Raw genomic sequence first — 16,681 nt, 5'->3', positions numbered from 1 at the left:
CCCTTGGTGACGTACAGCCACTCCTCGCCGGGGTGCACCCGCACCACGAGCAACGAGCACCGAGTTGCGCTTCGTTTTCTGGAGTCACCTGCTGATGTCGGGGTCGACCACATGGCGACGCCGGCCAAAGGGACAGCAGGCTACAACCGAAGAGGATCTGACGCACGGCCGTCAGGTACCGGAAGGGCAGTAGATGCCTAAGCTCAACGAGGCACGCCAGAGCGTGCTTCGCCGCCTGTACGATATGCACCACCGGGGATCCCAGGATGTTCAGCGCCTGGAGGTCCTCGACACCGCGCTCAGCCTGACGCTCGGCGAGCGCCGCACGGCCGACTGTCCCAAGTTCCTGTTGCGCAACGTGCTCCGTGACGCCAAGCGAACCCGCGATCGAGCGGAGATGGTCGCTCGGGAGTCGGCTGCAGTACTCCCTTTGCCCGATGCCCGTCGGCGGCGGACCTACCAGCTCCAGGTGGATGGTACCGAGACCGTTGAGCTGGTCTCGCACGACACCCCAGAAGAACGCGCTCTGGTGAGCGAGACCCTTCGGGAGCTTGAGTCCTATGCGGGCAGGCTTGGTCGGCACGGCCTGATCTGCTGGTCGGGGTTGCTTGGCGGACGGACTGTTGCCGAGACCGCTGCCGGCGCAGGCGTATCGACCGCTACGGTCGAACGAGCCTGGAAGAGCATCCGAGGACATGCGCGTCACCTCCTGGTGGTCGCCAAGTGATCGCATAGCCGTGGAGCTCGCTGTCCACGGGACTCTGTGGGGGGATGGCGAACAGCGCCTCGCATATCGCTTCACAGCAACTGTCCTGCGCCAACTGCTGCCTGCCGGTGTGCTCGGTGCGTACTTGCTACTCGATGCCACACCAGCTCAACCTGCTCCGATCTACATCGGCCGATCCGACTCCTGTCTACGGACCCGCCTCATCCGCCACCCATTGTTGGGAACCGCAACGCACTTCGCCTGGACCCCCGCTCGCACACCGCGAGGTGCGTACTGGTGCGAGTCGTACTGGTACCACAAGTTGCGTGGCGAGCGACTCTCGATCTCTAACCAGATACACCCGGCAACGCCAGCTAACGCCGACTACCAGTGTGCGTTCTGCCCAGATGACACAGCGGCCTGGCAACACGCTCTGAAACACGATCTAGCCGAACTACCAGGAGGCACCAAATGACTGACACGAACCAGACGCCCAATGTCATCCCGGTCATGCTCAGCGGCCAGGCGCTCACCAGCCTCCGCGAGTCCGGCTACACCTTGTCGACTGCGATCGGTGAGGTTGTGGACAACAGCATTGAGGCGAAAGCAAACTCGGTCCAGATCCTCTTGGAAGAGACCACCAAGGGCCGTAAGAAGGCCATCGACCGAGTGATCGTCATCGACGACGGCATCGGCATGGACGACGACATCCTGCAGCACTACCTGCAGCTCGGGTACTCCACCCGATTCATGTCGGAGAAGACCATCGGCAAGTTCGGTATCGGGGCCAAGCTGGCTGGCCTGAGCGTGGGAGAACGCCTTGAGGCGTGGTCCCGGGTCGCTGGCAGCGGCCGAATTCGGCACGTGGTCTTCGACCTCCAGGAAGCACGTAGCGCGGAACGCCGCGGTGAGCAGATCGGTATCTATCCTCCGGACGACGAGCCGCTTCCCGCCCATCTGGAGCCCTATTTCCCCGAAGGCACCGGCACCCTGCTGATGTGGTCCAAGATCGACCGAGCATCGAACGGTCGCGGCCAGAGTGCCCCCGACGCCCTTCGGCTTGAGCTACAGAAGGAACTCTCCCGAATGTTCCGTGAGTTCCTCTATGGCGGTATCAAGATCGAGGTCGACACTGTCCGGCTGTTCCCGCACGATCCTACGTTCCTTCGGGCTGGCTCCTGGGCTGATCACGTCCTCACCCGGGAGGCAGCTCGGGCGCAGGGTGTTGCCCGTGACCCCGGTCTCGCAGACGATCACTTCCCTGGGCACATCTTCTTCAATGACTGGGTGCCCGTCGAAGGAACAGACCACAAGGTGCGTGTGGTGATCACGTTGGCGCCGAGGGAGGTCGTCCGCCGTAGCGGCGTTGGCGGCGACGCCCTGGCGAAGAACCTGAGGATCCCCGACAACGAAGGCATGATCAGCTTCATGCGTCTCAACCGGGAGATCAGCTACACGGTGGTGCCGAAGTTGTTCCCGGGCGGGATCAAGACACCCGACCGGTACATCGGGTTCGAGGTTCACTTCGATCCGAAGCTGGACCGCATGATGGGGGTGCGCAACGTCAAGCGGGGTGCCGAACCCTCAGACGAGCTTCGGAGGACACTCCGCAACCTGGCAGAGCGCTGGATCCCCAATGCCCGTGCAGAGCTGCAGATCATCTGGGGACAGATGGCCCGCGAGGAAGCCAAGGAATCGGGCGAACACGCGCTCATCAACCGGGCGCTCACGGAGGCGGACCGATCACTGCCGAAGAGCCGGGTGAAGGAGATCATCTCGGAAGAGCAGCAGCTCGATCTCCTGGGCGAACTGGCCCGAGACGCTGGCAAGCGAAGTGAGGAAGAGCGCGCCGCATACGTGAAGAAGACGAAGGAGATGCCGTTCGTCATCGAGACGGTCGACTTCCCTGGCACCAACCTCTTCGAGATCACCCACGTGAACGGGCAGTCGCTGATCCGCCTCAACTCGCGGCACCGCTTCTACAAGGAGATGTATGCCCCGCTGCGAACCCTGGCGCAGCAGGACCCGACCACAGTCACCTCTCAGCAGGCCGCGTCCACCGCACGAAGGGCCGCCGAAGCGATCACGCTCCTCCTGGTTGCCTACGCCCGTGCCGAAGCCCAGCATCCTGAGCCGGCGGAGCACTACGGAGATCTTCGGCAGTGGTGGGGCAACCTGACCGACAGGCTGCTCTTCAAGGTGAAGGGCGTTCTCGACTGAGCCAATAGGCTGGCGGACCCCGTCTGGGGCCCGCCAGCTTCGTCTCACGCAGCTACGGTCATGATCAGATCGTGCACGCTATCAAGGTCCTGGCGTCCCGCCAGGTATCCGATGCCACGGTGGAGATGGATCGTCAAGGTGCGAGAGACAGCCTCGTCGGTGGGCTCTTCGCCGTCCTGAAGACAGCGTGCCTTGACCAGTGCGAGGTAGACATCGCCGTACTCACTGCCGGCGAACGTCTTCCAGTCCATTGTGACGTTGGAGTCCGTGATGATCTCCCGGACCAGCGGTGTCGATGTGTCCTGAAGCGAGAACATCAAGGCCCAACGGCACAGGACATTCCAATGCTTGATTCCCGTCACGCGCTTGAGACGGACCAGCTGGTCCTTGCCTGTCTGTGACAGTTTGATGTGATCAAGCGACATTCGGAACTCCGGTCGTCCAGAAGTAGCCCTTGTGGACCGTGGTCGTGAGTGCAGCGTCGTCATGGACAAGGGTGTAGGTGTGAGCAATCGACTTCTTGAGGCGGTTGTACAACTGCTCGTCGATCTCTTCGTCCGTTGACAGCAGAAGGACCTGGTCGTTGGCGTGCGGGAAGTATCGCTCAACCAGATGCTCGCGATGGTAGCTGTCGAGACGTCCGAGCGGCGTATCGATCACGCTCGGCAGCTCGTTGCCGGCGACACGAGCCACTCCCCACAGAAGGGAAACGGCAAGGAGCTGGCGTTCTCCCGCACTGAGTCGAGCGCGGTCCAGGGGCTCACCATCGTGGCCGATGAGGTTCAGCGTGTACTTGTCTGTGTCGATACTCAGGTCACGGATGAGGCCGGACTTTCGCATGAGCTGACGGAGACTCGCAAGGACGGCTGTTTCAAGCTTGTTAATGCTCTCTGCGATGAGCCCCGCTGCGTACCTCGCCAGCGTGTCCCGTGCCCGCTCCGTATAGTCCTCAAGGCGCTGCAACTCATTCGAGGTGCGCTCCTTCTTGGCGCTGTCCCTCTTCGCACGGTCACGCATGATCTGAAGTTCAGCGCGTCGAGCTGTTGCCTCCGCTTGAGCCTCTTCCGCCTTCGCGACGAGAGCTTCGAGCGATCCGACCTCCAGCAATGCGTCGTCGCGACTCTCCATCAACTCCGTGATGGCAGTAGCGGCGGCTCCGCGGTCCCTCTTTCCGGAGGTGGCGCTCGCAAGGAGCTCATCGACAGTGTCGCGCTCAGCAGACAAGGAGTTGGCCCGCTTCACGAGGTTCCTTGCTGCTGTCCAGCTCCCGGCCAGGTTCTGGTCGAGTGAGCTCAGCTGGACGAGCATGTCGTGGGGGAGGTTGAGCTGTCGCGGGATCCGGGCGTCCTGGTTCCGGCGGTCGCGATCTGACTCCAACTCGCGCGCGATGTCCGAAGCGGCGGCCGCCGGCACTGCCTTCTCCAACAATTCGACCAGCCACTGGTCTCGCTTCTCCAGAGCATCCAGGACCTCGGTTGCCTGCGTTGCTGCGTGCTCGCGCTGGGCGTGCTCGCGGACAGTGGAGAGCGCATCCCTCACGAGCAGAAGCGGAAGCGGGCCGGCTGCGATGGTCGTTCGTAGGTCCTGCTCAACGTCTTGGAGCTGCTTCTGGAGTTGCTTGCTCTGAGCGGTGAGCTCGGCGTGTCGCTCGAAGACGGCGCCACCCTCTTTCTGAAACCGCTTCTGAGCATCGCTCAGTTTGTTCATGGCCCTTTCGAGCCTGGGCTTCAGCGAAGCAATGTCCTGTTTGGCAGAGTCGACTCTCTGCTCTGCGGATTGCAGCTCGGCCTCGATGCCGTCGACAACGTCCGAGGCTTTCCTGTCGGAGTTTCGCTCTTCCTCTGCCCGGCGCTGAACGACTCGCAGGTCGGTCCGCAATTGTTCGACTAGATCGACGCCGAGCAGCGACTGGACAGCGGACTTGATGACGTCGGCTGAGCGCTGAGGGTCAGCCAGGGCCTCAATCTTCTCGCCATCAAAGAAGAAAAGGGATGCAACATCCAGCGGTAGAATCTCCTCGACATGGTCAGTCCAGCCTTGGCTGAACATTCCGTTCGGATTCTTGCTGCCATTGAGGTAGACCTGAAGGAACTCGCGAACCTTGCCATCTTCGATTCGCCAGCTCCTCTCTACCTTGTAGATCCGCTCTTCGCTGTCGACGATGATAGAGAATTCGACCGTGACGGAGGCACCAGTGCTAGGGTCGGCGGAACGGTTGATGCTGTCCCTGAGGTACTTATGGTAAGAGCCTCGGGTTGACTGGGAACGCGGGCCGTAGAGTGCAAGTTGAACGGCTTCCAGCAGTGTGGTTTTTCCGCACCCATTCAAGCCGCCGATCAAAATGATCGGCTTGTCTTTCTTGGTCGCGAGGGTCAGTGACTGCTCTCCGCGGTAAGCGCCAAAGTCCCGGAGGGTGATCTTACGCAGGTGCATTGGTGGTCTTCTCGCTCGCGTCCGTGGAGTTTCCTGTGGAAGGTTCGATCCCTAGGTTTTCAAGTTGGAACTCAAGGGCGTCCTGTGCGTCCTTGTAGTATCCCTTCTTGATTGCCTTCGAAAGGTTGTCGTAGAGCCCGGCCCGGCGACCCATTTTGCGATAGTTTCGCTCAACGGCCAGGAGTTCTCGAAGAGTGGAGTAGTGGAGCTCATCGCCATCGCACACCTGCTTCAGGATGGCCATGTTGTCGGCTTCCAGGGCAAGGTGCGCGTCCACGGGGCGTCCCGGGAACTTCTCTCCTGTGATCCCCTCGTACAGCCCGGGGAGAATGTCCTCGACCTCGTGCTTGTCGAAGACCCAGATGCGCCGGATCTCGTGCAGCTCCTCCATCGTGATGAGCTCGATGTTCTGTACGTGTGCCGGCGCGTTCGTCCGGACGTGGTTCTGAGCCTCCAGGAGTTGCTTAAGCCAATCCGCTCGGGCTTCCTGGGTGTAGGGGCCGTGGATGACCCGATCGCCGAAGAGCTGGACCTGGCCGTTCATCCGGCGAAAGTCGCGCAGTGGCTTGTCGTCGGGCACGTCCAGCCTGTTGCGGAGCTCAAGAAGGGGCTGCATCCACAGCTTCTCGTCGTCATTCGAGATCATTGCCGACATGGACTTGTCCTGCTCGACCAGCGTGCAAGTCCAGCAACCGAACCGGCTATCGCCACAAGAGGGCGTTGTGTTGTCCACGACCAAGGGGCATTCGCCGTCGCTTGAGGCTCCTTGGTACATGGTGAGCAGATCCTTGTTGTTATGCCCCCAGGGGTTGGCCTGCTGCATCAGGAACATCCACACTTCGTCGTTGGTCCAGTCCTCGACAGGGCTGTAGACCAGCGAGTTCGGCAGGTTGCCGTTGGGAGACAACCGGTCGCGGACCCGGCGCTTCTCGTGCTTGGCCATGGCCTTCGCACGGGCCTGGCTCTCGGCCTTGCGGATGCCGAGGACGAGGATCGCTTCACCGTGTCGCTTGACGACGTTGCGGATGAACTTGTTCGAGGGGCGGATCTTGAGTCGTTCCGTACACCAGCGGAACTTCGGTCGGGGCGCGGGGTAGCCGCGGCCGATCAGGTTGACCCAGAAGGTGTCCTTTACGACGGGAGTGAGTCGATGGGGCTGGATCGGGAGATCTTGCTTGGTTGCAGCGTCGCTCATGGTCTCGAGGGACTGCGTGACCCAACTGGCTACGATCGGGTTCTCGACCAGGGTGTCCGTACTGATCACGTGGACGGGCTTGGTCCGTTGTGCCGCTGGCAGCCCCTTCAGGGCGAGCCACACGAGCTGCAGGATCGCGGTGGAGTCCTTGCCGCCGCTATAGCCGACGACCCATGGCACCTCGTCCGCGACATACAACTCGCGGATCTCGTCGGTGAGTTCACTGACGACCTCCGCGAGTTTCCTGCCCTGGAACGGTGCAGTACGCGTCGGGGTGCTCATGCGTCTCCTCGGCGGCTGAACGCCTCTTCGGTCTGCTGCTCTTCGGGGGAGAGTGGCAGACCGAGGCGCAGACGCAGGTAGTTGGTTGTCAAGGCAAGGTTCTGGTGGCTCTTAGACACCCGGCCGCCCAAGATCGCGCGACCGCTCCAATCGGCATTCGACCGACCCCAGTCCACGTCCATGAGGCGGCTCACAGTTGGCTGCCACCGGGCTGGGGCAGTCGACTCCCGCAGGAGCGAGTTGCCCACGCGGCCCAGCGCGTGGAGCGCAAGGCTGTGCGAGTGGAGAAAGTCGCGCCGCACGTCGGGGGCACACAGCGATCGGTCCCGTACCAGCTCCCACTCGGGGATGGTCTGGTCGACAGCCTCCCAGTATGCCTGCGCGAGGTCGGAGGCTTCCGTCTTGTTGACCTCCAGGCCCTGCAGAAGGGCCTGTGTCCCGGAGTAGATCGCACTCAGCGTGAACAGGCGCCGTGACCGGCTAGACAGGGTGCTCTGCTCCATCTCGACGCACCCCTTGAACACGGGTGACTTGAGTGCGAGTAGCTTGGTGAGCTGCGCCAGGTCGTCTCGATGGTCATAGAGCACGCCGATTGAGCGGGACGGGCGCACTGCGTGGCGGTTCAGGTCCGCGAACATCTGCTGGCACCGTGCGAGCCCGGTGTCATGGAAGAACACCACTGCGATCGTCTCGTCGCCGAGGTCGGGGTTCTCTTGGAGCGCGACCTCAATCGCGGCGCGCCGGTGCTGACCGTCGTTGATAAGGAACCGTGCATCCATCGGAATGTGAATCTGGCCGATCCTCATGCCGGCGCCTTCGTCGCTGACGCCGCTGAAGCGCAGGTCGCCGTCGATTGACGCGGTCAGCGCGCTGAACACGTAGTCGCCAGGGTTGTCGAGGAGGTACCGGGTCAGCGCGGGTAGGCGGCCCTTGTTGAGGACGCGCTGGGCGCGCACCTCCGGTGGCAAGCCCTCCTCGTCGAACATGAACATCTTCGGGATTAGGCGCAGCGGGCACATCGATACGTAGAACTCCCGGCCGGCCTGGATCCCGCGGATGGCCGGGAACGTGTACTCGAAGCCGGTCGATGTCGTTGGGTGCTTCGTCTTGGACGAGGTACGTGATCCCACGTGCGTTACCTTAGCCCAGGTACGTCTATGATTTCACGCGGGTACGTGTCTTGAGCTTAGTGTCTGGCAGGGTCCTAGAGTTGGGGTGCGAAGGGTGGCAGTGGTGAACTACCTGGACGTTGCGGCGACCACTCGGGTTGACCCGCGTGTGGCTGATGTGGTCATGCACTGGATGACGGAGGATTTCGGCAACGCCGGAAGCCGCACCCATGAGTTCGGCGCGCGCGCGAAGAAGGCCGTCCAGCAGGCGCGCGAGCAGCTCGCATCCCAGATGGCAGCCAGCCCGGAAGAGCTGATCTTCACGAGTGGCGCCACCGAGAGCAACAACATCGCCCTGCTCGGGCTCGCCCCCCACGGGGAGCGGACTGGCCGGCTTCACATCATCAGCTCCGCGATCGAGCACAAGGCCGTCATCGAGCCCCTTGAGCACCTCAAGACCCGGGGCTTCGACGTCGACTTCCTCAGCCCGGACTCCAACGGGCGAGTGAGCGTGGAAGCGGTACGCGAGCGGCTGCGCCCCGACACCCTGCTCGTCTCGCTCATGCACGTGAACAACGAGACCGGGGTCATCCAGCCCGTAGCTGAACTCGCCCATCTGCTGAGCCAGACACCGACGTACCTGCACGTGGACGCAGCGCAGGGCTTCGGCAAGCTGCCGGAGGACCTGGCGGCGCCGATCGACATGATCAGCATTAGTGGCCACAAGATCGGTGCGCCGAAAGGCATCGGTGCCCTCCTGACGCGCCGGCGCGGCTGGAACAAGGTGCCGCTGCAGCCGCTGATGTTCGGTGGTGGCCAGGAACGCAAGCTGCGGCCTGGGACTCTGCCAGTGCCCCTGATCATGGGCCTGGCTAAGGCGGAGGAGATCTTCCGCGCAGAGCATGCGTCCTGGCTCGCAGGGAGTCTTGAGTTCCGCGAGCGGTTGCTGGAAGCCCTCTCCGCTACTCGTTTCCGCGTAAACGGCGACGTCGAGCAGGGAGTGCCGCACATCCTCAACGTGTCGTTCGACGGGGTGGACGCAGAAGCCCTGATCGTCCGGCTGAAGCACGTGGCGGCCGTCGCGACGGGTTCTGCGTGCACGAGTGCCTCCTACACGCCGAGCCATGTGCTCACCGCGATGGGATTGCCGGAGGAGCAGGCGCACAACGGGCTGCGACTGTCGTGGTTTCCGTCGCAGGTTGAGGACTTGGACCCAAAGGAGATCGCTGAGGCGGTCGTGTGGTTGCAGCCGTAGACGAGGTCGATGGCTTCCATCAGGCTGCCTGCCGACGGATCAGGCGGTGTCCGCGCAGTTCGTGTCCGCACCGTGCCAGCTCGCGTTCCCAGCCGTTCTCGGTGCCGATCAGGTGCGGGCGCGCGTACAAGCCCGCCCGCACCTCGGCTTCGGTCAGGCGCCGGTACTTAGCTGCGTCAGCGTCGTCTGGGTGCAGGAACTCGTGCTTGCGGTGCAGCAGGGGCCGGTTGCCGCGCTCACCGTAGGAGTGGTGAGAGGCCTCGAACGTTCCGAGGTCGACTTGGTAGGACGTAAGCAGCCGCGGATGGGGATCGCTGTCGAACTCGGGGTAGTCCAGCCAGCTGACTGCACGGCCTTGGTGGAACAGCTTGGCCAGGGTCCACGCCTGCGGCCGGCCAGCGGCGATTGACGCGCAGTGCTCGTACAACCGCAGTACGGTCGGCATTCGGTCCATGGCGCGCCGGTGGACATACAGTGCGGTGGGCGTGAGCTTGCCGACGGACGAGGCGTTCATCGCCCCTCGGATGTAGGTGTCGTCTCGCAACTTGAGCAACAGGCGGTCGGCGCGTTGGCACGCTTCCTTGTACGAGGTGAAGAATGCCCGGATGTCCAACTGGACGGTCAGCGGGAGGCTGGCGAACGGTCCGCGTCCGTTGAACAGTTCAACAGCCAGGAACAGCAAGGTGTTGAGAGTGCTGCGCTTGCCTCCTTCTTCGACCTTAGCTGGGTCCGCAGACTGGCGTACGAGCCGGTTGATCTCCACAGGGCGGACATTCCCCAGCAACTGTGCGGTGGCTAGAGGCAGTTCCTCCAGACGCGGCGGCCGTCCGCGGCGCTCCACGTGGTCGACGATTGCCGCGACTGCTGAGGTGGTGTCGGTCGAGGCCAGCCACTGGTCGTCCGTGATGATGCGGCGTGCGAGGTGGCCGAGCCTCGCGCTGTCGTCCTTGAACGCGTAGATGATCCCTGGAGACGCCGATACTGCTCGGACTCCAGTGACGCCCTCCACGTAGGTCCGCAACTCTGCTGCCCTGTAGAGGTGCTGGAAGGTGTTACGTCGGGTCAGCAGCCCGTCGTTGAACTCCTCGCCGTTGACTTTCGATCTCTCCCAGGTAAGGCGCGCGGACACGATCAGAACCGTGCCTGCCAGGTCCCAGGCGCGCTGGAGAGTTTGACGACGCTCGGCCGGGTCTTCGATGACGTTCAGGACGTACGTGAGGAGCACGACCGAGGCAGGTGCCACGAGTACGTCAGGCTGGTAGAAGGGATCCCAGCCGACTGCGTCGCACCCCATGCCCTGCAGGACACGGACGTCCTCCCCGCGGCCGCACCCGTAGTCGAGGACCGCCCCACCCGGCAGGATCTGCAGGTCGAGTACAGCCTGTCGGGCGGGAACTGACAGGCCGCTTCGGCTGATTGCCGTCAACCTGCGGTCGCTACTCCAGTCTCGAACCACGTGATCACACCCCGAGCATCCGGTCTGCCGCTGGCCACAGTGTGGCTCATCCGCCCTGTTCTTCGCCGAGCCACTCGACTCACTCAACCTTCTTCGCGACCTTCGTGGTAAGAGTGCGGGCACTTCGGTTAGCTCAGCACCTCGGCGGTCCGAAAAGTGGGCTTGAGGCGCTGATCGCCTCGACCGAGGCGGCCGGGATCTGGATGATTCAGTCCGGCGTCTTCCCCGAGAACACCGCCAGCCTCGCTGTCCACACGCGAGCCGGGTGTTGCGTGATCGGCACCTGCGAGCGCATTGGCCGCCACCACGATGCCTGGCGGGACGTCGTGCTGATTGAGTGCCGCAGCGGCCGCGTGGTGTGAGCCGGCCAGCTCAGCTGCCGGCGGCCAGCAGGGCGAAGGGCAGGAAGGCGAGCCGGATCTCCCGGGCGGGGTCGTTCTTGGAGGAGAGGACGAAGTCGTACCGCTCGCCGATCTCCCCTCCATCTATGCCCTCGCGTTTGAAGTTCGGATGCTGTCGGATCATGTCGAGCGCCTTGGGGATGATGTCCGTCGGTGTGCCTGTCCGGATGAACAGCAACAGCGCGGCCTTCGTGTCGCGCCACACCAGATAGCTCAGAAGCTGGTCCAGCGCACTGGTGATGGTCTTCGGGCCCTTCCAGAACTTGCACTCGCCGATGAAGACGTGACGGTCCTCTTCCCGGATGAGGATGTCAGTCTTACCGCTTGCGTTGAACACTTCACCCGCGGCCTTGCCCATGAACTGACTGTTCAGGTTGACCAGCAGCAGGTCACGGATTGTCTCTTCGTTCATCGTCGACGTGAGCGATGGGGACCGCTCCAACTGGTTGCGGGAGCTCAGCAGGACCCGAATGGCATCCTCGTAGCTCGCGTCGGCGAGCGCGGGCTCCGGCCGGAACGGCGCGGCAGCGGATGTGTCTGCCCGCGCAGCGGTGTCGATCCGCCGACGGGTGACGGGGACCGCGTACGTCGCGGCGTCCGGCCGCCTGCGAATCGGGAAGCCGAGGAACTCCTCCACCCCCCGGTTGGCGAGGATCGCCGCCTTCCGGTTGCGCACGGCATTCGCGAGCGTGGTCTCCACCGCGAGGTTGTGCTGTCCGATCTGTGTGCGAGCCCACTCCAGCCAGCCCTCTACCACTGCGGTCTGCCGGTCGAGTGACTGCTTGATCTTCTGGTGATCGCGGCCCTGGCCCCGCCAGGAGAGCTTCAACTCTGACGCGCCCACCTCGCCGGCCGGAGGACTGAAGCTGCGGGTGCTGGGGCAGAGCGAGAAGAGGATGCGCTCCCCGGTGAACGGGATGGCGATCGTGAAGACGTTCTGCCGGATCATCGCATCCTCGCCGAACTCCCGCACGGTGAAGGTCTCCTCGCGCATCCCCTCCGAGACCGTGCCGTCCCGCTGCAGGGTCGGAGCTTCCGCGAGAAACCGCTCCCGCAAGGCATCGACGATGTCGGCATCGGATATCGAGAGGAGACGGTCCTCGTCCCAGGCTTCGACGGCACCCCTGATCTGGGTGATCCTCCGGTGAAGCACCTCGGCGAGGTCGCCGTCGTTGAACAGCAGTCCGGGTCGGGTCATGCCCGCCAGTGTGACGCAGCCCGCCGACAATGCGGCGCCCCGGATGGGGGCGACGGAACGAGGTGCCTACCCTGGCATCGGACGGAGCCCAGCAGCCAATCTCGGCGACGGCGGTGCAGGCGGTGCGGCTGACACCGATGAGGGTGTCGGAGGCGGGGCCGGTCCGGTCGCCGTAGCTGAGTAGGTGGATGCGCGGGTCGGCGACGGCGCGGGTGTCAGCCATGGAGATGTGGGTGCTCGGCCGCGCACGGTGATCGGGGCGAGGTGGCCGAGGGCGGGCCGCTGTGCACCAGATGATCGCGTCGGCCGGCCAGATCTCTCCATCGCCCCAGCGAAGGCCCTCCGCGATGAGGGCATCGAACATACGGTGGTCGGTGAGGAGTTCGACGGCGAGCGCTACCTTATAGCCCTGGCGACACGGCCACCACGGACCTCGACGAGAACACCCCGGAGCTCGAAACCGCCGCCCGAAGCGGATCATGGCGTACGTAGCTGGCGAGTCGAATAGGGAAGAGGGAAACCTCGCCCCTGTTGTTGGAAGATCCGATGGCTCTGAGTTCTTCGCGTTGCATCGCCGCTGGTCACGGGCAGCGACGTTGCGGCGGATGCGCTCTGCAGGGCCGGAGCGGGGATGAAGCGGGGATAGTGCGGGGATGGAGCGGGGATAAGCCCGCCTGACCCGAGGGTGGGCGCAGGTGGACGGCCGTGGCCGACGGGAGGGCCGAGATCGGTGCCGAACTGCGGAAACGTGGATCACGCTGGATCGAGCTTGACCCTTGCAGCACAAGAAAATTGACGCTAGATCATACTTTTAATCCGTAGGTTCAGGGTTCGAGCCCCTGGCGGCCCACCTGGAACGTGGCGGTCACACCGCCTCTGGCTTGCAGCGCAGCACCCCGACCGAGTGGTTGGGGTGCTGCTGCATTCCTGGGGCATGTGGGTGAGCGGGCTGCTGGACAGGGCCGAGTGCGGAGGCGGACGGGGCGTCCTTCGGCGAGCGCGCCAGGGGCACCAGGGCGACGGCGGGCTTGGCTTGCGCGAAGGGCAGTTCGGGCGTAGGTGTCGGTCGTGCGAGCGTCCGGGGCGTGGCGACGGTGCGTCAAGTCAAGGGCAGGACGAGCAGGGGGGAGCCGGTGGGGTGCGGGGAGCCGCCTGCCGGTTCCTCGGTGATGCCGACTCCGGAGGCCGCGTTGACGGGGCCGGCCAGGACCATGGCGCTGTCGGAGGGGAGCAGTCCGGCGGGGCGCATGGTGCCCGCGTCGTCGAACCAGAGTTGGTAGACGCGGTCGCCGGGGAGGGCGGGCAGCCCGGAGGCCCAGAACCCGGCTCGGCCGAGAGCGGGCGACCACACCGTGGTGCCGGTTCCGCCGCCGCTCACGGGACCGGTGGCGAGGCGGGCGTCCGGAGCGGTGAGCAGGGTTGTGAGGGTGGTCTGTTGGCGCCGTGCCTCCGCCGCTTCCGTTCTGGCCCGCGCGGTCTCCCGGTGCTGTTGGACGGCGACCGCGCCCGTGCCGACGGCGACGGCGAGGCAGGTGGCCAGGGCAAATCCCTGCCAACGCCGGGTGAGCCGGCCACCCGGGCGGGGACCGGACGCGGGGGTGACCCGCGGAGTGTCCTGCCGGGCGGTGGGCAGCGCCGCCATGACCCGGGCCTTGAGCCGAGGCGGAGGAGGGACGGCTTCGGCGGTGCCGAGTCTGGCGAGGGTGGCGGCGAACTCGGCGACCTCCTGCGCGCAGGAGGGGCAGTGCGCCAGGTGGCCTTCGAAGGCGGTGCGCTCGGCGTCGTCCAGGGCGTGGGCGGCGTAGGCGCCGGTGAGGGTGTGCAGGTCGGCGGTGGCGTTCATGTGCCCACTCCCAGGCAGTCGCGCATGCGGATCAGGGCGTCGCGCATGCGGGTCTTCACGGTGCCGAGCGGGGCGCCCAGGACCTCGGCGACCTGCGGGTAGGTGTAGCCCCGGTAGTAGGCCAGGGTGACGGACTCCCGCTGGAGTTCGGTCAGAGTCTTCAGACAGCGGCGGACCTGCTCGCGCTCCAGGCGGCCCTCGACCTGTTCGGCGACCTCGTCGAAGGCCGTCGTGTGGGTGGCGGCCGCGGCGCGTCGGTCGCGGTCGGCCGCGGCTTGGGCGGCCCGGACGCGGTCGACGGCGCGGTGGTGGGCGATGGTCATCACCCACGGCATGACGTTCCCGTTCTCCGGTCGGTAGCGGGGGGCGGTGCGCCACACCTCCAGCAGTACCTCCTGGGCGACCTCCTCGGACTGCGCGGGATCGCGCAGCACTCGCCGCACCAGCCCGAGTACGGGCCCGGCCACCGCGTCGTACAGGCGGGAGAAGGCGTCCTGGTCGCCGATGGCGATCCGGCCGATCAGTTCCTGGAGGTCGGGCCCGGGACGGCCGGGATCGGGGAGACGGACGACCGTGCTCACCACGGAGCGGTTCCGGGGCACCGGGCGGGGACTGCGGCCGAAGGGGTGGGTGACATGGGTGCCTTCCGTTGAACGGCCGCGTTCGGCGGCTCGTGTGGCAGGTAACCGGTATCTGCTCGTACTTGCCGTTCGACACCGCGTGGTGCACGGATTGGTGGCCTTGTGAGCGGGGACGCCACCGCTTCCGCAGGGTTCTCACCGCCGGGACGACCGAAGGAGAACGGGCGGCCGGAGCCGGGGCGACGCCGGCGACTTCGGGCGGCCTTCGGACGCGTGTGATCGGTGGTGCATGGTGTCACTCGATCGGGCGAGTCGGAAAGCCCGACCAATCCGGGCCCGTCCAGCTCCCGAAGCGGGGGTGTGAGCAACCAAACGACTCCTGGCGCCGTACGGTCCCGCTGTTCGGCCCGCGGGCTGCGGCGGGCGGCCGGTGCGGCCGGTGCGGCCGTGATCGGGTTGGCGTCGGCGGTGGCGGCGCTCGGCGCGGGCGAGCTGGTCGCGTGTGCCACCGGTGCCGGTACCGCACCGGTGGTCGCGGTGGGGTCGGCGGCGATCGACCTGACGCCGACGCCGCTGAAGGAGTACGCGGTCCGCACCTTCGGCACCCACGACAAGCCGGTGCTGCTGGGCGGGATCTACCTGACGATGGCCCTGCTCGCCGCGCTGGCCGGGCTGCTGGCGGTGTGCCGCCCGCTCGCCGGGCCGGCGGTCTTCGGGGCGTTCGGCGGACTCGGCGCCTGGGCCGCACTGTCCCGTCCCGGCGCGGCGGCGGCGGACTGCGTCCCGTCGCTGGTCGCCGGGCTGGTCGGCTCGGTCGCCGTGCTGGTCCTGGCCCGGCTGTGGCACCGGCTGCCAGGGGCGGCCTCCGGGCAGCTCCCAGGACCGGTGAGCCTGCCGGAAGCAACGGAGGTGACAGGCCGCCGGACGGTGCTGACCGCCACCGCCGCGACCCTCACGGCGGGCGCCCTGGCCGGGATCGGCGGCCGGGTCCTGACCGACTGCCGGTACGACGTCAGCGCCGCCCGCGCCGCTGTCCGCCTCCCCGCACCGCCCGAGCAGCAGCCGCCGCTGCCCGCCGCCGTCCACCCGAACGTTCCGGGCCTGTCCCCGTTCACCACGCCGAACGCCGACTTCTACCGGGTCGACACCGCGCTCACCCTGCCCAGGATCGACCCCCGGGACTGGACACTGCGCATCCACGGCCTGGTCGACCGCCCGCAACTTCTCACCTTCGACGACCTGCTGCGCGAGCCGCTCGAAGAGCTCGACCACACGCTGTCCTGCGTCTCCAACGAGGTCGGCGGCCCCTACGTCGGCACCACCCGCTGGCTCGGCGCCGCGCTGCCCGCGCTGCTGCGCCGCGCCGGGGTCCGCTCCGGGGCGGACCAGCTGGTGGGACGCTCCCAGGACGGCATGACCATCGGCACCCCGCTGGAGTCCGTCCTCGACGGCCGCCGCGCCCTGCTCGCCGTCGCCATGAACGGCGAGGCGCTGCCGCTCGCACACGGCTTCCCCTGCCGCAGTGTGGTGCCCGGCTTCTACGGCTACACCTCCGCCACCAAGTGGCTGGTGGACCTGGAGGTCACCACCTTCGCCGCCTTCGATCCGTACTGGGTGCGGCGCGGCTGGGACCGCACCGGCACCGTCCGCACCGCATCCAGGATCGAGGTCCCCGCCCCGTTCGCGAAGGTCCCGGCCGGGGACGTCGATGTCGCGGGGACGGCCTGGGCCACCCACCGCGGCATCGCCGCCGTCGAGGTCCGCGTCGACGGCGGGCCGTGGCGACAGGCCGAGTTGGCCGCCGACGCCGGACCCGACCTTTGGCGCCAGTGGTCGTACCTCTGGACGGGCGCGACCCCGGACACCCACCGGATCGAGGTGCGCGCCACCGACGCGACCGGCGCCGTGCAGCCCGAGCGGCGCGCCGCGCCCTTCCCCGCCGGGGCGACGGGCTGGCACAGCACCGTCGTCATCGTCACCTGAACAGACCGTCAACCACCCG

Annotated in this window: 12 protein-coding genes and 1 pseudogene; 5 read left to right on the top strand and 8 right to left on the bottom strand. The window is 65.9% G+C overall.

Features of this window, described 5'->3' with window-relative positions:
- The first annotated feature begins 193 nt into the window (after positions 1-193).
- A complete protein-coding gene (locus tag AMK19_RS31700) occupies positions 194-727 on the top strand; it encodes a hypothetical protein (protein ID WP_073818566.1) in 534 nt (177 codons plus the stop codon).
- 450 nt (positions 728-1,177) lie between these two features.
- Positions 1,178-2,926, top strand: coding sequence for an ATP-binding protein (locus AMK19_RS31695; protein ID WP_073818563.1), 1,749 nt, complete (start codon positions 1,178-1,180; stop codon positions 2,924-2,926).
- 44 nt (positions 2,927-2,970) lie between these two features.
- Here AMK19_RS31695 and dndE read toward each other — a convergent pair whose 3' ends face one another.
- The 4 genes from dndE to dndB are packed head-to-tail and all read right to left on the bottom strand — an operon-like array spanning position 2,971 to position 7,966.
- Positions 2,971-3,351 (bottom strand): DNA sulfur modification protein DndE, encoded by a 381-nt coding sequence (gene dndE, locus AMK19_RS31690; RefSeq protein ID WP_073818561.1) that lies wholly within the window; start codon positions 3,349-3,351, stop codon positions 2,971-2,973.
- Positions 3,341-5,359 (bottom strand): DNA sulfur modification protein DndD, encoded by a 2,019-nt coding sequence (gene dndD / locus AMK19_RS31685; RefSeq protein ID WP_073818558.1) that lies wholly within the window; start codon positions 5,357-5,359, stop codon positions 3,341-3,343. The genes dndE and dndD overlap by 11 nt, the downstream gene beginning before the upstream one ends.
- On the bottom strand, positions 5,346-6,836 hold the full coding sequence (dndC, locus tag AMK19_RS31680; RefSeq protein ID WP_073818556.1) for a DNA phosphorothioation system sulfurtransferase DndC: 1,491 nt from the start codon (positions 6,834-6,836) through the stop codon (positions 5,346-5,348). Before dndC ends, dndD begins: the two co-directional genes overlap by 14 nt.
- Positions 6,833-7,966 carry a DNA sulfur modification protein DndB gene (dndB, locus tag AMK19_RS31675; protein WP_073818554.1) on the bottom strand — a complete coding sequence of 378 codons (1,134 nt, stop codon included), beginning with the start codon at positions 7,964-7,966 and terminating at the stop codon, positions 6,833-6,835. Before dndB ends, dndC begins: the two co-directional genes overlap by 4 nt.
- 100 nt (positions 7,967-8,066) lie before the next feature.
- Here dndB and dndA point away from each other — a divergent pair, with 100 nt between their 5' ends.
- Positions 8,067-9,200 carry a cysteine desulfurase DndA gene (gene dndA / locus AMK19_RS31670; protein WP_073818552.1) on the top strand — a complete coding sequence of 378 codons (1,134 nt, stop codon included), beginning with the start codon at positions 8,067-8,069 and terminating at the stop codon, positions 9,198-9,200.
- Between the two features lie 19 nt (positions 9,201-9,219).
- Here the strand turns inward: dndA and AMK19_RS31665 are convergent, their stop codons facing one another.
- Complete coding sequence (locus AMK19_RS31665) at positions 9,220-10,626, bottom strand: DNA phosphorothioation-associated putative methyltransferase (RefSeq protein WP_241844683.1); 1,407 nt, start codon at positions 10,624-10,626, stop codon at positions 9,220-9,222.
- A gap of 191 nt (positions 10,627-10,817) precedes the next feature.
- Between AMK19_RS31665 and AMK19_RS31660 the strand changes: the two are divergent.
- Positions 10,818-11,018, top strand: a pseudogene (locus AMK19_RS31660) (GNAT family N-acetyltransferase); the annotation flags it as partial.
- 10 nt (positions 11,019-11,028) lie between these two features.
- Here the strand turns inward: AMK19_RS31660 and AMK19_RS31655 are convergent.
- The 3 genes from AMK19_RS31655 to sigK all read right to left on the bottom strand — a co-directional run bounded on the left by AMK19_RS31655 (position 11,029) and on the right by sigK (position 14,679).
- Positions 11,029-12,255 (bottom strand): hypothetical protein, encoded by a 1,227-nt coding sequence (locus AMK19_RS31655; protein WP_073818546.1) that lies wholly within the window; start codon positions 12,253-12,255, stop codon positions 11,029-11,031.
- 1,099 nt (positions 12,256-13,354) lie between these two features.
- Positions 13,355-14,098, bottom strand: a complete 744-nt coding sequence (locus AMK19_RS31650; protein ID WP_073818543.1) for an anti-sigma factor — start codon at positions 14,096-14,098, stop codon at positions 13,355-13,357.
- On the bottom strand, positions 14,095-14,679 hold the full coding sequence (sigK, locus tag AMK19_RS31645) for an ECF RNA polymerase sigma factor SigK (protein WP_073818540.1): 585 nt from the start codon (positions 14,677-14,679) through the stop codon (positions 14,095-14,097). The genes AMK19_RS31650 and sigK overlap by 4 nt, the downstream gene beginning before the upstream one ends.
- 447 nt (positions 14,680-15,126) lie before the next feature.
- On the opposite strand from sigK, the gene AMK19_RS31640 reads away from it, so the two are divergent.
- Positions 15,127-16,662 carry a molybdopterin-dependent oxidoreductase gene (locus AMK19_RS31640; RefSeq protein ID WP_241844682.1) on the top strand — a complete coding sequence of 512 codons (1,536 nt, stop codon included), beginning with the start codon at positions 15,127-15,129 and terminating at the stop codon, positions 16,660-16,662.
- Positions 16,663-16,681 lie beyond the last annotated feature (19 nt).

The sequence above is a fragment of the Kitasatospora sp. CB01950 genome (genome assembly GCF_001905465.1).
Lineage (GTDB): Bacteria > Actinomycetota > Actinomycetes > Streptomycetales > Streptomycetaceae > Kitasatospora.
Note: the sequence above shows the minus strand (reverse complement) of the source record. Positions and strands in the feature narration are given on the sequence as shown.

Excerpts from the sequence above, each read along its gene's own strand:
- AMK19_RS31700 (WP_073818566.1), top strand. The coding sequence starts at position 194 with ATGCCTAAGCTCAACGAGGCACGCCAGAGCGTGCTTCGCCGCCTGTAC.
- AMK19_RS31695 (WP_073818563.1), top strand. The coding sequence starts at position 1,178 with ATGACTGACACGAACCAGACGCCCAATGTCATCCCGGTCATGCTCAGC.
- dndE (WP_073818561.1), bottom strand. The coding sequence starts at position 3,351 with ATGTCGCTTGATCACATCAAACTGTCACAGACAGGCAAGGACCAGCTG.
- dndD (WP_073818558.1), bottom strand. The coding sequence starts at position 5,359 with ATGCACCTGCGTAAGATCACCCTCCGGGACTTTGGCGCTTACCGCGGA.
- dndC (WP_073818556.1), bottom strand. The coding sequence starts at position 6,836 with ATGAGCACCCCGACGCGTACTGCACCGTTCCAGGGCAGGAAACTCGCG.
- AMK19_RS31655 (WP_073818546.1), bottom strand. The coding sequence starts at position 12,255 with ATGACCCGACCCGGACTGCTGTTCAACGACGGCGACCTCGCCGAGGTG.
- AMK19_RS31650 (WP_073818543.1), bottom strand. The coding sequence starts at position 14,098 with ATGAACGCCACCGCCGACCTGCACACCCTCACCGGCGCCTACGCCGCC.